The sequence below is a fragment of the Nitrospira sp. genome (assembly GCA_015709715.1).
Lineage (GTDB): Bacteria > Nitrospirota > Nitrospiria > Nitrospirales > Nitrospiraceae > Nitrospira_A.
Window position 1 is genome coordinate 3794881 of sequence record CP054184.1, and the last position, 12762, is coordinate 3807642.

Here is a 12762-nt window from a genome sequence, read left to right on the forward strand (position 1 = left end):
TTCGATGACGCATTCATCTCAACAGCAGACTGCCTCTTCCTCCGTCCCGGGGCTCGGTGTCATCATCATGGCGGCAGGACTCGGCAAGCGCATGAAGTCCTCCTTGGCCAAGGTGCTGCATCCGGTGGCGGGGCGGCCGATGGTGCGCTACGTTCTCGACATTGCCTGTCGCTTGGCAGAGCAGGGCGTGGCCGTGGTCGTGGGACATCAAGGTGCCGATGTGCGCAAGGTCGTCGAATCGGCCGGCGCGCAGGTGGCGGTTGCCGAGCAGGTCCAGCAGTTGGGGACGGGCCATGCTGTGTTGCAGGCGCGTCCGCTCTTCACCGGTCAGCCTGGCTGCCGGCCGACGCGCTACCTGATCTTGAACGGCGACACGCCGCTTCTGACCGAATCGACCTTGCGGGAACTGCTGGCGATGCACGATGCGCAGGGGGCGGCTGTCACGTTGCTGACCGCCGTGCTGGATGATGCGTCGGGGTATGGCCGCGTGATTCGTCGCCGTCGCGACGAGTGGCTTACGGGAGCGCCGGACAATGCGGTGCAGGCTATCGTTGAAGATAAGGATGCGTCCGACGAGCAACGGACGGTGCGAGAGAGCAATGTTGGTACCTACGTCGTCGACGGCGATTTTCTCTTTCCGGCGTTGGATCGGCTCGATCCTCGCAACGCCCAGGGTGAATACTACCTGACTGATATCGTGCAAACGGCGGTCCGTCAGGGCAAGACGGTCGCGGCTCTGCGTCTGCGCACGATCGATGAGGGCTTGGGCATCAACAGTCGCGTGCAACTGGCGGAAGCCGAGCGGGTGATCCGGCAGCGGATTCGTGAGCGGTGGCTGGAGGCCGGCGTCACCATGCAGGATCCTGCATCAACGTGGATCGACGAGGGCGTGACGATCGGGCGGGATACAGTCCTGTCTCCGAACGTGACGTTGGAGGGACGGACGGTGCTCGGAGAGGGTGTGGTGGTCCATTCCGGCACGCGGATTACCGACTGCACGATCGGTGATCGGGTGGAGATTCTGGACCACTGCATCCTGCGCGAGTCTCAGGTGGAGGCGGACGCGCATCTCGGCCCCTTCGCGCACTTGCGGCCTGGTGTGCTCGTACGGCGCAAGGCCAAGGTCGGCAACTTCGTCGAGATGAAGAAGGCGGAGCTCGGCGAAGGCTCGAAGGCGAATCACCTCAGCTACCTGGGAGATGCGCGCATCGGAGCCAGCGTGAACATCGGGGCGGGCACGATCACCTGCAACTATGACGGGTGGAATAAGTTTCAGACCGTGATCGGAGACGGGGTGTTCATCGGCAGCGACGTGCAACTGGTGGCGCCCGTCAATGTCGGGGCCGGGTCGATTGTGGCCGCTGGGGCGACCGTGACGCATAATGTGCCGGCGGATGCGCTCGTGATCTCACGGGTACCGCAGGTGACGCGGGAGGGCTGGGCTGCCAGGCGGCGCGCGATGCAGAGCGGTGTCGAACCGCCGCCCGCACCCAACGCGGCGCGCGCGGAAGCCGTTTCAAAGGGCACGGCCGCCGCGCCGGCTCGACGTGGGACTCGTTCCAAGAAGTCTCAGCAGACGACCGTTCAACGTACGAAGCGGAGGTAACGACGACCTATGTGTGGCATCGTTGGCTACGTAGGACATCAGGATGCGGTTCCGATTTTGTTGGACGGACTGTCGAAGCTCGAATACCGGGGCTATGATTCGGCCGGCGTGGCCGTGCAGCGCGGTGAGAAGATCGAAATTCGCCGAAGCGTCGGCAAGCTCGTAAACCTGCAGAAGTCACTCGCGCAGAAGCAGATTGCGGGAACCTGCGGTATCGGCCATACCCGATGGGCGACACACGGGAAACCATCCGAGCAGAATGCCCATCCGCATCGCTCCGAAAGTTGCGTGCTGGTCCACAATGGGATCATCGAAAACTATGTGGAACTCAAGCAGCGACTACTGAAGGACGGCTACAAGTTCCAGTCTGAGACGGATACCGAAGTCGTCGCGCACCTGATCGACAAGCACCTACAGAAGGCCGGCCTGCACCTCGCAGATGCGGTGCGCGCGGCGGCGAAGGAGATCCGCGGGAGTTATGCGATCACGGTGATTTCGGAGCGCGAGCCGGGCATGTTGGTCGCCGCGCGGTCCGGTTGCCCGTTGGTGATCGGGCGGAGCACCGATGCCTCGTTTGTCGGGTCGGATGTTATGGCTATGTTGGCCCATACCAGGGACGTGACGTTCCTGGAGGAAGGCGATGTGGCCGAGGTGACCGCCTCCAATGTGACCTATACGGATTTGGACGGCCATCCCGTCACCCGCAAGAACAGCATGGTGACGTGGGATGCCTCCGCTGCCGAGAAGAGCGGGTATCCGCACTTCATGTTGAAGGAGATTCACGAGCAACCGCAGACGATTCTCGATACGATTCGCGGGCGTTATTCCTACGAGAGCGGTGAGGCGGACTTGCCGGACATCGGGCTCACGCCGAAGCAGTTCGCGGAGGTGGGGCGGATCTGGATCGTGGCCTGCGGGACGAGTTGGCATGCCGGATTGGTAGGGAAATATCTGCTGGAGGAGATGGTTCGAACGCCGGTGCAGGTGGATATCGGCAGCGAGTTCCGTTATCGCGATCCGTTGATCGAGAAGAACGACCTGTTCATTACGATTTCGCAATCGGGGGAAACCGCCGACACGCTGGCGGCCGCCCGTGAAGCCAAGCAGAAGGGCGCGCGTGTCGTATCCATCGTGAACGTGGTGGGGAGTACTCTGGCGCGCGAATCCGACGGCGTGCTCTACACCCATTGCGGCCCCGAGATCGGCGTCGCCTCGACCAAGGCGTTCACCAGCCAGCTGGCCGCGCTCTACATGTTGGCGCTCCACCTGGGGCGGGTGCGGGGGGTGTTGAGTGCGGCGGACGGCAAGGCTTGGCTGGACCGGTTGGTCACCTTGCCGGCGCTGGTGAAACATGTGCTCGGCCGTGAGGCGGAGATTTTGGCGATCGCCAAGCGGTATTACAAGAAGCCGGATTTCCTTTACTTGGCGCGGGGCATCAATTATCCGATCGCTCTGGAAGGCGCGCTCAAGCTCAAGGAGATTTCGTATATCCATGCGGAAGGGTACGCCGCTGGCGAGATGAAGCACGGCCCGATCGCCCTGATCGACAAGGACATGCCGGTCGTGGTGTTGGCGCCGCGTGATCGTCTGTACGAAAAGACGGTCAGTAACCTCATGGAGGTGAAGGCGCGCCGGGCACCCGTCATTGCATTCGTGGCGGAAGGGGAGCGTGAGTTGGGGAAGACGGCCGATGCAGTCTTTACCATTCCCGATGTCCATCCTCTGTTGTCGCCGATTCTCTTCACGATTCCCTTGCAGTTGTTGGCGTACCACATTGCCGTGTTGCGCGGGGAGGATGTGGATCAGCCGAGGAACTTGGCGAAGAGCGTGACGGTGGAATGAGGTGCAAAGAAGGGGCTCTCATGCTCGCGCAACGCGCGGCCTCGGAAGGCCCTCGTTGGACGCGCGCAGGAGGAGCCCCTGACTTCGCACCGTTTCGGTAGGGATTAGGAGTGTAGAGTGGAGATAACAAAACAGGAAGTCGAGAAGGTGGCGAAGTTGGCGCGACTGGCATTGACCGAGGCGGAGATCGCGGCGTTCGGCCAGCAGTTGAGCCAGATCGTCGCCTATGTGCAGAAGTTGAAATCGTTTCCCACCGAAGGAGTGGAGCCCACAGCGACGGTGCTGGGACAGACGAATGTGTTTCGGCCTGATCAGGTGGAGGCCTCACTCGTTCCCGACCAGGCAATAGCCAACGCTCCGGACGGAGAGGCGCAGTGTTTCCGGGTCCCGAAGATCATTCAGGAAACCTAAGCAGGCAAGGAGAGAACAGAATCCTATGTTTCGACAAATGTTGCGGGCGAAGATCCATCGGGCCACGGTGACGGAGGCCTGCCTGGAATATGAGGGTAGTTTGACGGTGGATGAAAATCTGTTGGATGCGGCGGGCATTCTGCCCTATGAGGCGATCGTCTGCTCCAATTTGAATAACGGCGAGCGTTTCATGACGTACGCCATGAAGGGCAAGCGCGGAGGCGGGGAGATTGTACTGAACGGTCCGACGGCGCGCAAGGCGGCGGTCGGCGATCAGATTATTATCTTCTGTTACGAATATTACAGCGATCAGGAGATCAAGCGGCACAAGCCTAAGATCATCCAGGTCGACGGCAAGAATCGGATCGTCCGCAAGGCGGCAAAACGCTGATGTCGTGGCTGTCGTTACATAAACTTACTCTGGCGGAGTTACAGCGGAAGTTTACGGCCGGTGATGTTACGGCCACAGAGATCGTGCGTGCCTACAATCTTCGGGTAACGCAGGTCGAACCGAAAGTGAACGCCTATCTGACGCATTGCCGCGAGGCGGCGATCGAGCAGGCGGCACGGCTCGATCAGGCGCTGAAGGGCTGGCGCAAGACAGCGCCGATGATGGCGATGCCGTTGGCGGTGAAGGACAACATCTGCACGGCGGGGGTACGGACAACGTGCGCCTCGCGCATGCTTGAAACCTTCGTTCCTCCCTATGACGCCACCGTGATTGCCCGGCTTCGAGAGCAGGGGTGTCTGTTATTTGGTAAAACGAACCTGGACGAATTCGCCATGGGTTCGTCGACTGAGAATTCAGCCTTCGGAGCCAGCCGTAACCCCTGGGACCTCCATCGTGTGCCGGGTGGGTCGAGCGGCGGGTCTGCGGCGGCGGTGGCGGCCGATGAATGTGTGGCTGCCCTGGGGTCCGATACCGGCGGGTCCATTCGGCAACCGGCGGCGTTCTGTGGGGTCGTGGGACTGAAACCGACCTACGGCCGGGTGTCGCGTTATGGGCTCGTGGCCTTCGCGTCGTCGCTGGATCAGATCGGACCGATCACCAAGGATGTGACCGATGCCGCGCTGCTGCTGGGCGTCATTGCCGGCCATGATCCGCGCGACTCGACCTCAGCCAACGTGCCAGTTCCGGACTATCTGAAAGCCCTCAAGAAAAAAGACCTGAAGCGCCTGAAGGTGGGAGTGCCGGGGGAGTATTTCGCCGACGGCCTCGATCCGGAAGTGGAGCAAGCGGTTCGCACGGCGATCGAAGGGCTCCGAGAGCTGGGGGCGGATCTCCGCGAGATCAAGTTGCCGACCACCGATGCGGCCGTGGCGACCTATTATGTCATCGCAACGGCCGAGGCCAGCTCGAATCTGGCGCGATACGACGGTGTGCGCTATGGCTTGCGGGCGAGAGAGAGCCGGGATTTGCTCGACATGTATCTTAAGACGAGAGCCGAAGGATTTGGGCCGGAGGTGAAGCGCCGCATTATGCTCGGCACCTATGTGCTCAGCGCCGGCTATTACGATGCGTACTACGGCAAGGCGCAAGCGGTTCGAACGTTGATTCGACAGGAGTTCAATGCTGCGTTCCAAGGGGTGGACTTGGTCGTGACGCCGGTCACGCCGACGACGGCGTTTGGGTTCGGAGAGAAGGCGCAGGATCCGCTCCAGATGTATCTGTCCGACATTTACACCATCTCCGCCAATTTGGCTGGGTTGCCGGCCATTGCGCTGCCTTGCGGCTTCAGCCGGGCGGGGCTGCCGATCGGCCTGCAATTGATCGGCCGTCCGTTCGAGGAGGATGTTCTGCTTCGGGGCGCGCATGCGTACGAGCAGGCCACGAACTGGCGGGCGAAGAAACCGGTGATCCGTTGAGCATGACGGGAGGGGCCCATGGTCGTTGAAATCGCCGCTATTCTGGTTGCGATCGCCTTCGCGGTGTTGGTCGGCTACCTGGTTCCCTTGCTGATTCAAGTGCGGAAGACCGTGGCGGAGTCGGAACAACTCGTGCTGAAAATGAACGACGAACTACCGACGCTGATTGCCGAACTGCGGGCTATGAGCCAGAATCTCAACGACCTGACGGAGCAGGCCCGCGGTGGGGTCGAGCATGCCGCGGTGTTGCTGCATGCGGTGGGGGAAGTCGGTGAGTCGGTCAACCAGGTCCATCACCTGGTGCGGGGGTCCGGCGGGTCTCTCTTGGCGAACGTCGCCAGCGTCGTGGCCGGACTCAAGGCGGCGAAACAGGTCGTGCAGGAACGACTTAAAGAAGGAGGGCGCCATAATGGGGGATGATCGAGGGACATCATCGGCGGTGGTCTTGCTGGGGTTTCTGAGCGGAGCGGCGTTGGGGGCGATGGCGGCCTTGTTGCTTGCGCCGCGCACCGGCCAGGAGTCGCGGGAATTGCTCCGCGGGTACGCGCGACGTGCGGAAGATGAGTTGCGGGAGTTAGTAGGGGAGGCCGGTGAGCGGCTGGAAGGAGTCGTGGAAGAAGGGCGCGATTTCATTGCATCCAAGAAAACCGTCTTGCGCGACGCCTTCGAAGCGGGACGTGAAGCGATGCGGCGGGAACGGGAGCACCTGACGAAAGGCGAGCAGGGCTAAGCGTGGCGTACGAAGTCGTCATCGGTGTTGAAGTGCATGCGCAGCTGCGCACGCGGTCGAAATTGTTTTGCCCTTGCGGGACGACGTTCGGTCTGGCGGCGAACTCCCAGACCTGTCCGGTCTGTCTTGGCCTGCCTGGGGCGCTCCCGGTGATCAACGAACGGGCGGTGGAGATGGCTGTTCGCGCGGGGTTGGCGCTCAACGGCACCATTCGGGCGCAAAACCGATTTGCGCGCAAGAACTACTTTTATCCGGACTTGCCGAAGGGCTACCAGATTTCCCAATACGAGGCCCCGATTTGCGAGAACGGATGGATCGAGATTTCGGTTGAGGGCGCGCGCAAACGCGTGCGCATCCGGCGAGCCCATTTGGAAGAGGATGCGGGGAAGAACATTCACGAGGCCGGGGGCGGGACGAGCCTGGTCGATTTGAATCGGGCCGGAACGCCGCTGTTGGAAATCGTGACCGAACCGGACCTCCGGTCGTCGGACGAAGTCGTGGCGTATTTGAAGGCATTGCGTGATCTGTTGATGTATTTGGATGTCTGTGACGGCAATATGGAGGAGGGGAGTTTCCGATGTGAGCCGAATCTGTCCTTGCGTCCGGTGGGACAGACGGCGTTCGGCACGAAGGTGGAACTCAAAAACATCAACTCCTTCAAGTTCGTCAAAGACGCCGTGGATTATGAAGTGAAGCGGCAGACGAAGGTACTTAATGAGGGAGGCACGATTCGCCAGGAAACCAGACTGTGGAATCTGGACCGCGGTGAGACGGCCGTGATGCGGAGTAAGGAAGAGGCGCACGACTATCGGTACTTCCCGGATCCCGATCTGGTGCCCATGAATCTGTCGGCCGAATGGATCGACGGCTTGCGGAAGGAATTGCCGGAGCTGCCGTCGGCCAAGCAACAGCGGTTCATCGAGCAGTTTGCGTTGCCGGAGTATGATGCGGGAATTTTGATCTCCAGCAAGGCGCTGGCCGGCTATTTTGAGGCCTGTGTGGCACTCTATCCGCAACCCAAAACGGTCAGTAATTGGGTGATGGGCGAGTTGTTGCGCGAACTGAAGCATGCGGGGATCGAGGCCGATGCATCGCTGCTGAGCCCTCAGCGGTTGGTCGAATTGCTTACGCTTGTGGATCAGGGCACGATCAGTCTCAAGGTCGCTCGTGAGATTTTTCCGGATGTGTATGGATCTGGCAAGCCGCCGGCCCAGATCGTTCAGGAACGGGGGCTCACACAGGTTTCCGATGAAGGCGCCCTGGCGGCCCTTATCGAGGAGGTCCTGAAGAAGAACCCTGCCCAGGTGACACAATTCAAAGAGGGTAAGCAGCAAGTGTTGGGTTTCTTGGTCGGCCAGGTCATGAAGGCATCGGGTGGAAAGGCCAATCCCGGGAAGGTCAACGAACTACTGAAGAAGCAGCTCGGGTGAGCGAGTGTGGGAGAGACAGTGCAGTGAGACAGCCGACTTGGACGGGTGGAGGAGAATAGGCCAATGAGCGCAATCAGTCATGTGAAGGCACGGCAGATCATTGATTCACGCGGAAATCCGACGGTGGAGGTCGAGGTGGTGCTCGAAAGCGGCGCCCAGGGCCGTGCGGCGGTGCCATCCGGCGCCTCGACCGGGGAGAAGGAAGCGATCGAACTTCGCGACGGCGACAAGAAACGGTGGATGGGGAAGGGGGTGTCGAAGGCCGTGGCCAATGTCACCAAAACGATCGCCCCGAAACTGTTGGGAATGGAGGCGTTGGATCAGGCAGCCGTCGACCAGGCGATGATCGCGCTGGACGGGACCAAGACGAAAGGGAAGCTGGGGGCCAATGCGATCTTGGGCGTATCGCTGGCCGTGGCCAAGGCCGCGGCGAACGAAACGGGCCAGCCGCTGTATCGGTATCTTGGCGGGACCAATGCGCGTGTGTTGCCGGTGCCGCTCATGAACATCATCAACGGCGGGGCCCATGCGGACAATCGCCTCGACCTACAAGAGTTCATGATCATGCCGGTCGGCGCAACCCGCTTCAGTGACGCGTTGCGTATGGCGACGGAGGTGTTTCATACGCTGAAGGCGCTTCTGAAGAAGAAGGGGCTCAATACGGCCGTCGGCGACGAGGGGGGATTCGCCCCGGATCTGCAGTCGAACGAAGAGGCTTTGGCCCTCATCATGCAAGCCATCGAAGATGCCGGGTATCGACCGGGTCAAGACATTGCCTTGGCGCTCGATTGCGCGGCCAGCGAACTGTATGAGAAGGGCCGCTACGTGCTTGAAGCGGAGAAGAACCCGGAGCGATCGTCGGAGGAGATGGTTGCGTATTATGGAAAGTTGCTGGACCGATATCCGATCCTCTCCATTGAAGACGGGTTGAGCGAGCTGGATTGGAAAGGATGGAAGGTATTCACCGAGAAACTCGGCAAGCGCGTTCAACTCGTTGGGGACGATATCTTCGTCACCAACGTGGAGATCTTTGCCAAAGGCATCGCCGAAGGGATCGGGAATTCCATCTTGATCAAATTGAACCAAATCGGCACGCTGACGGAAACGCTGGATGCCATCGAACTGGCCAAGCGTTCCGGCTACACGGCCATCATTTCGCACCGCTCCGGAGAAACCGAGGACACGACGATTGCGGACGTTGCCGTGGCGACCAACAGTGGATTGATCAAGACCGGGTCGTTGTCGCGGACCGATCGTGTCGCCAAGTACAACCAGCTGCTTCGGATCGAGGATGAACTGGGTTCGGCCGCCGTCTATCGAGGGCGTGACGCGGTGCCGTCGCGGGCGTAAGCTCCATTATGGTGAAACCAAATCGTGGGCGAGATTGGTTGGATTGGCAGCGGAAGCTGTATTCCGTCGGCAAGTGGACTGGTTTGGGCTTGGTGATTCTCATGTTGGGGGCGTTACTGTTCGGTGAGATGGGGTTCTCGCGGTACCTTCAGCTGCGCGACCATGCCGAGCAGCTTGACCAGGAACTGACCGATCTTCAGCGGTTGAATAATGAATTGCGAGCGGATTTGGATCGGGTGCAATACGATCCTTCTCGGATCGAAGAGCTGGCCCGCGAGCGGCTGGGGTACGTGCGTAAGGGCGAAACGGTGTACCAGCTTGCGCCGCTGGGAGACAAAGAACGGACCCCGCGGGGGAAGACGCCATGAAGGTCGGCAGTGTTGCAATCGTGGGGCGGTCGAATGTGGGCAAATCGACGTTGCTGAACCGACTGCTGAAAGAAAAGGTGGCGATCGTCTCCGATAAACCGCAGACGACCAGGACTCGGATTTTGGGGGTGGCTCACGTCGAGGGAGCCCAAATCGTGTTTTTGGACACGCCGGGATTCCACGAACCGCGTCATCTGCTGAACCGTCGCATGGTGCGCACGACGTTGGAAACTTTTGAGGATGCCGATGTGCTCTATGTCGTCGTCGAAGCGACCGCCCCGCCCGGACCAGGCGATCTGGCCGTTGTTGAACATGTGCGGGCGGCGGTGGCCAAGCATGCGCGTCCCGTGGTGTTGGTCATCAACAAGGTCGATCTCGTGAACAAGGCGCGGCTTCTCCCTTTGATGGAGCAGTACTTGCGCATGTTTCCCTGGACGGAGATGGTGCCATTGTCGGCGGAAACGGGGGACAACGTCGATCGGTTGCTTACGGTGACCATACCATTGCTGACCGAAGGGGAAGCGGCCTACGGCGAGGATGTCTTGACGGACCAGTCCATGCGGACCTTGGCAGCTGAACTGATCCGCGAGAAGATTCTCGAACAGACGTATGAAGAGGTCCCGCACTCGGTGGCCGTTGAAATCGAGCAGTTCCAGGAAACGAAAAAAATGGCCAAGATTGCCGCCGTCGTTTTGGTGGAGAAAGAGTCGCAGAAGGGCATTTTGATCGGCAAACATGGCGAGCGTCTCAAGCTTGTGGGTACCGCCGCTCGGCAGGAGATGGAACGGTTGTTCGGCATGAAGGTGTTCGTACAGCTGTGGGTGAAGGTGCGGGAATCGTGGCGAGAGGACGAACATACCCTCGCGGAGTTGGGGTATTAGCGAAACAGCCCTCCATACCTCGGACCGGTCTCGGCTTCCTGATAAGGAACCGTTGGGGAAAGATGGATCCCGCGATTCCAACGACCGTGGTCCGACCAAATCCGACATGCGGTTGGTGTCCATCCAGCGGTTGCTGCGTCGCGGCGCCATCACCAATCTGGCGAAGATGCTGGCGCGGATGCATCCGGCCGATATTGCCAATGTCATCGATCACCTCTCATCGCAAAAGGAAAAGCGGGAAATTTTTGAGTTGGTGCGGGGAGAGGTCAAGCGGGGGCAAGTACTCAGCGAGCTGGACGGCGACAGCATGACGCTGGTGCTGTCGGACTTGTTACCGTCGGATGCTGCGTGGTTGCTCAAGGACCTCGGTCCGGACGACATCGCGCATATTCTCAGCGTCATTCCGAACGATCGCGCCAAGGAGATCTTGGCGTTGATGCGGACGGAAGATTCGACCGAAATCACCGACCTGTTGAAATATCCGAAGGGCACGGCAGGCGGGATCATGACGACGGAGTTTTTCGCGTTGTCGGAGGATGCGACGGCGCAAGAAGCGATCCGCCGACTTCAACAGGCGACCGATGCGGAGATGGTCTTCTACATTTATGTCACGGACAAGGAGGACCGGCTTGTGGGGGTACTCTCCCTCCGGCAATTGTTGACGGTGCCGCCGGCGACTCCGCTCAAGAACATCATGACGCGTGACCTCATCAGCGTGGCCGTCGATATGGACCAAGAGGAGGTCTCCCGGCAGGTCGCCAGTTACAACTTGCTGGCCATTCCTGTGGTGGAGAAGGATGGGAAGTTGGTCGGTATCATCACGGTGGACGACGTCGTCGACGTCATTCGAGAAGAGGCGACTGAGGACATGTTGAAAATGGCCGGCGCCGTGGAGGAGGAGGCAACTTCGAAATCGTCGAGTCTTGCGGCCGCTCGCGTACGCCTGCCCTGGTTGTTTACCAATCTGGTGGGAAGCTTGTTGTCCGGGATGCTCTTGTGGGTGTTTCGCTATACGATCCAGGAAGTGGTGGCGATCGTCAGCTTCATACCGGTGATCGCGGCCATGGGGGGAAATGTAGGGCTACAGTCCTCCACGCTGATTATTCGCGGGCTCGCGACGGGGCATGTGGAATTGACAGATGTCTGGAAGATTTTTTTCCGGGAAGCCAAGATCGCGTTCCTGATGGGTCTGGCCTGTAGTCTGATGTTGACCGTGGTCGGTTGGTTGTGGCACCAGGTCTTTCTCGGGATGGTCGTCGGGGTTTCGCTCATTACGGCGTTTCTGGTATCGACGAGTATGGCCACCGTGATGCCGATCGTGCTGAAACGTATGGGGGTAGATCCCGCCGTGGCCGCCGGTCCGTTTGTCACGACGGCCAATGACATTACTGGTATCGCCATCTACCTGACGTTGGCCACCCTGTTCCTTGAGTATATTCGATAGCTGCTTGAGCGCACTCATCGACCCGGACCCTCTGATGGTGAACCGGTGCCATTGGTCAAGACCGCCGCAATCGTATTACACAGTCGGAAGTGGGGCGATGCCGACCGTATTGTTACTCTGTACACGTTGCGGTTTGGCAAAGTACGTGGGGTGGCGCGAGGTGCGCGGCGGCTCAAAAGTCGGTTGGGGGGGATGCTTGAACCCTTTACGCGCTGCCATCTGGACCTTTTCGAGAAACCGGGCGATTCGCTGTATCGGATTTCACAAGTGACCCTGGAAGAGCCGTTCGTGCGATTCCGCAGCGACCTGACCTTGATGACGGCCGCGGGCCGTATGGTCAACCTGGTGAACGTGTTAATGCCTGAGGGGGATGCGGAGCCCAGGGTTTTTGAGGTCCTGGAAACGGGGTTACGTACCTTGCTCGACAGTCGGGATGCAGCCTGGACGACCCTGTTGTTTCAGATTCGGCTCCTGTCTCTGACGGGGTTTCGCCCGCAGACCGAACAATGTGCCGCCTGCGGGCAAGTTTATCGGAACTCCCTGTCACAGTTTTCCCCGCCGGCCGGCGGCATGGTGTGTGAGCGCTGTGCCAGCCGACAGCCATCTCGATGTACTGCTTTGTCCCGAGGGAGTGTGGCCTTTCTCCAGCAGGCCTTGCAGATGCAGCCGGCCCTGATGAACCGGTTGCACGCGGTCGGGCAGGTGCGGGCTGAAATTGAGTCGGCCATCGAGAGTTATGTGACCATTGTGGCGGGGAGGCGGCTGCCACCGATCGATTTCTTGGCGAGTGCGCCTGTCGTGTAATGTGTAGGGACGGCGTGAGTGGCTTGTTCT

13 protein-coding genes are annotated in these 12762 nt (G+C 60.1%); all 13 read left to right on the forward strand.

Features of this window, described 5'->3' with window-relative positions:
* The first annotated feature begins 4 nt into the window (after nt 1-4).
* A complete protein-coding gene (gene glmU / locus HRU82_18100) occupies nt 5-1606 on the forward strand; it encodes a bifunctional UDP-N-acetylglucosamine diphosphorylase/glucosamine-1-phosphate N-acetyltransferase GlmU (GenBank protein QOJ36743.1) in 1602 nt (533 codons plus the stop codon).
* A gap of 9 nt (nt 1607-1615) precedes the next feature.
* Nucleotides 1616-3448 carry a glutamine--fructose-6-phosphate transaminase (isomerizing) gene (gene glmS, locus HRU82_18105; protein QOJ36744.1) on the forward strand — a complete coding sequence of 611 codons (1833 nt, stop codon included), beginning with the start codon at nt 1616-1618 and terminating at the stop codon, nt 3446-3448.
* 117 nt (nt 3449-3565) lie between these two features.
* On the forward strand, nt 3566-3859 hold the full coding sequence (gene gatC, locus HRU82_18110; GenBank protein ID QOJ36745.1) for an Asp-tRNA(Asn)/Glu-tRNA(Gln) amidotransferase subunit GatC: 294 nt from the start codon (nt 3566-3568) through the stop codon (nt 3857-3859).
* Between the two features lie 25 nt (nt 3860-3884).
* Complete coding sequence (locus HRU82_18115; GenBank protein QOJ36746.1) at nt 3885-4250, forward strand: aspartate 1-decarboxylase; 366 nt, start codon at nt 3885-3887, stop codon at nt 4248-4250.
* Nucleotides 4250-5725: an Asp-tRNA(Asn)/Glu-tRNA(Gln) amidotransferase subunit GatA gene (gatA, locus tag HRU82_18120; GenBank protein ID QOJ36747.1), complete on the forward strand. Its 1476-nt coding sequence runs from the start codon at nt 4250-4252 to the stop codon at nt 5723-5725. Before HRU82_18115 ends, gatA begins: the two co-directional genes overlap by 1 nt.
* An 18-nt stretch (nt 5726-5743) precedes the next feature.
* A complete protein-coding gene (locus HRU82_18125; GenBank protein ID QOJ36748.1) occupies nt 5744-6145 on the forward strand; it encodes a DUF948 domain-containing protein in 402 nt (133 codons plus the stop codon).
* Complete coding sequence (locus HRU82_18130) at nt 6135-6455, forward strand: YtxH domain-containing protein (GenBank protein ID QOJ36749.1); 321 nt, start codon at nt 6135-6137, stop codon at nt 6453-6455. Before HRU82_18125 ends, HRU82_18130 begins: the two co-directional genes overlap by 11 nt.
* Nucleotides 6456-6457: 2 nt before the next feature.
* Nucleotides 6458-7885: an Asp-tRNA(Asn)/Glu-tRNA(Gln) amidotransferase subunit GatB gene (gatB, locus tag HRU82_18135; protein ID QOJ36750.1), complete on the forward strand. Its 1428-nt coding sequence runs from the start codon at nt 6458-6460 to the stop codon at nt 7883-7885.
* Nucleotides 7886-7948: 63 nt separating this feature from the next.
* Nucleotides 7949-9235 carry a phosphopyruvate hydratase gene (eno, locus tag HRU82_18140; protein ID QOJ36751.1) on the forward strand — a complete coding sequence of 429 codons (1287 nt, stop codon included), beginning with the start codon at nt 7949-7951 and terminating at the stop codon, nt 9233-9235.
* Nucleotides 9236-9243: 8 nt separating this feature from the next.
* Nucleotides 9244-9603 (forward strand): septum formation initiator family protein, encoded by a 360-nt coding sequence (locus HRU82_18145; GenBank protein QOJ36752.1) that lies wholly within the window; start codon nt 9244-9246, stop codon nt 9601-9603.
* Entirely contained in the window at nt 9600-10484 is an 885-nt protein-coding gene (gene era, locus HRU82_18150) for a GTPase Era (protein ID QOJ36753.1), read from the forward strand. The genes HRU82_18145 and era overlap by 4 nt, the downstream gene beginning before the upstream one ends.
* 106 nt (nt 10485-10590) lie before the next feature.
* A complete protein-coding gene (gene mgtE / locus HRU82_18155; protein ID QOJ37260.1) occupies nt 10591-11928 on the forward strand; it encodes a magnesium transporter in 1338 nt (445 codons plus the stop codon).
* 45 nt (nt 11929-11973) lie between these two features.
* Nucleotides 11974-12732 carry a DNA repair protein RecO gene (gene recO / locus HRU82_18160; protein QOJ36754.1) on the forward strand — a complete coding sequence of 253 codons (759 nt, stop codon included), beginning with the start codon at nt 11974-11976 and terminating at the stop codon, nt 12730-12732.
* Nucleotides 12733-12762: the final 30 nt, after the last annotated feature.

Coding starts and splice junctions, on each gene's coding strand:
- glmU (QOJ36743.1), top strand. CDS start 5: ATGACGCATTCATCTCAACAGCAGACTGCCTCTTCCTCCGTCCCGGGG.
- glmS (QOJ36744.1), top strand. CDS start 1,616: ATGTGTGGCATCGTTGGCTACGTAGGACATCAGGATGCGGTTCCGATT.
- HRU82_18115 (QOJ36746.1), top strand. CDS start 3,885: ATGTTTCGACAAATGTTGCGGGCGAAGATCCATCGGGCCACGGTGACG.
- gatA (QOJ36747.1), top strand. CDS start 4,250: ATGTCGTGGCTGTCGTTACATAAACTTACTCTGGCGGAGTTACAGCGG.
- HRU82_18125 (QOJ36748.1), top strand. CDS start 5,744: ATGGTCGTTGAAATCGCCGCTATTCTGGTTGCGATCGCCTTCGCGGTG.
- HRU82_18130 (QOJ36749.1), top strand. CDS start 6,135: ATGGGGGATGATCGAGGGACATCATCGGCGGTGGTCTTGCTGGGGTTT.
- eno (QOJ36751.1), top strand. CDS start 7,949: ATGAGCGCAATCAGTCATGTGAAGGCACGGCAGATCATTGATTCACGC.
- HRU82_18145 (QOJ36752.1), top strand. CDS start 9,244: ATGGTGAAACCAAATCGTGGGCGAGATTGGTTGGATTGGCAGCGGAAG.
- era (QOJ36753.1), top strand. CDS start 9,600: ATGAAGGTCGGCAGTGTTGCAATCGTGGGGCGGTCGAATGTGGGCAAA.
- mgtE (QOJ37260.1), top strand. CDS start 10,591: ATGCGGTTGGTGTCCATCCAGCGGTTGCTGCGTCGCGGCGCCATCACC.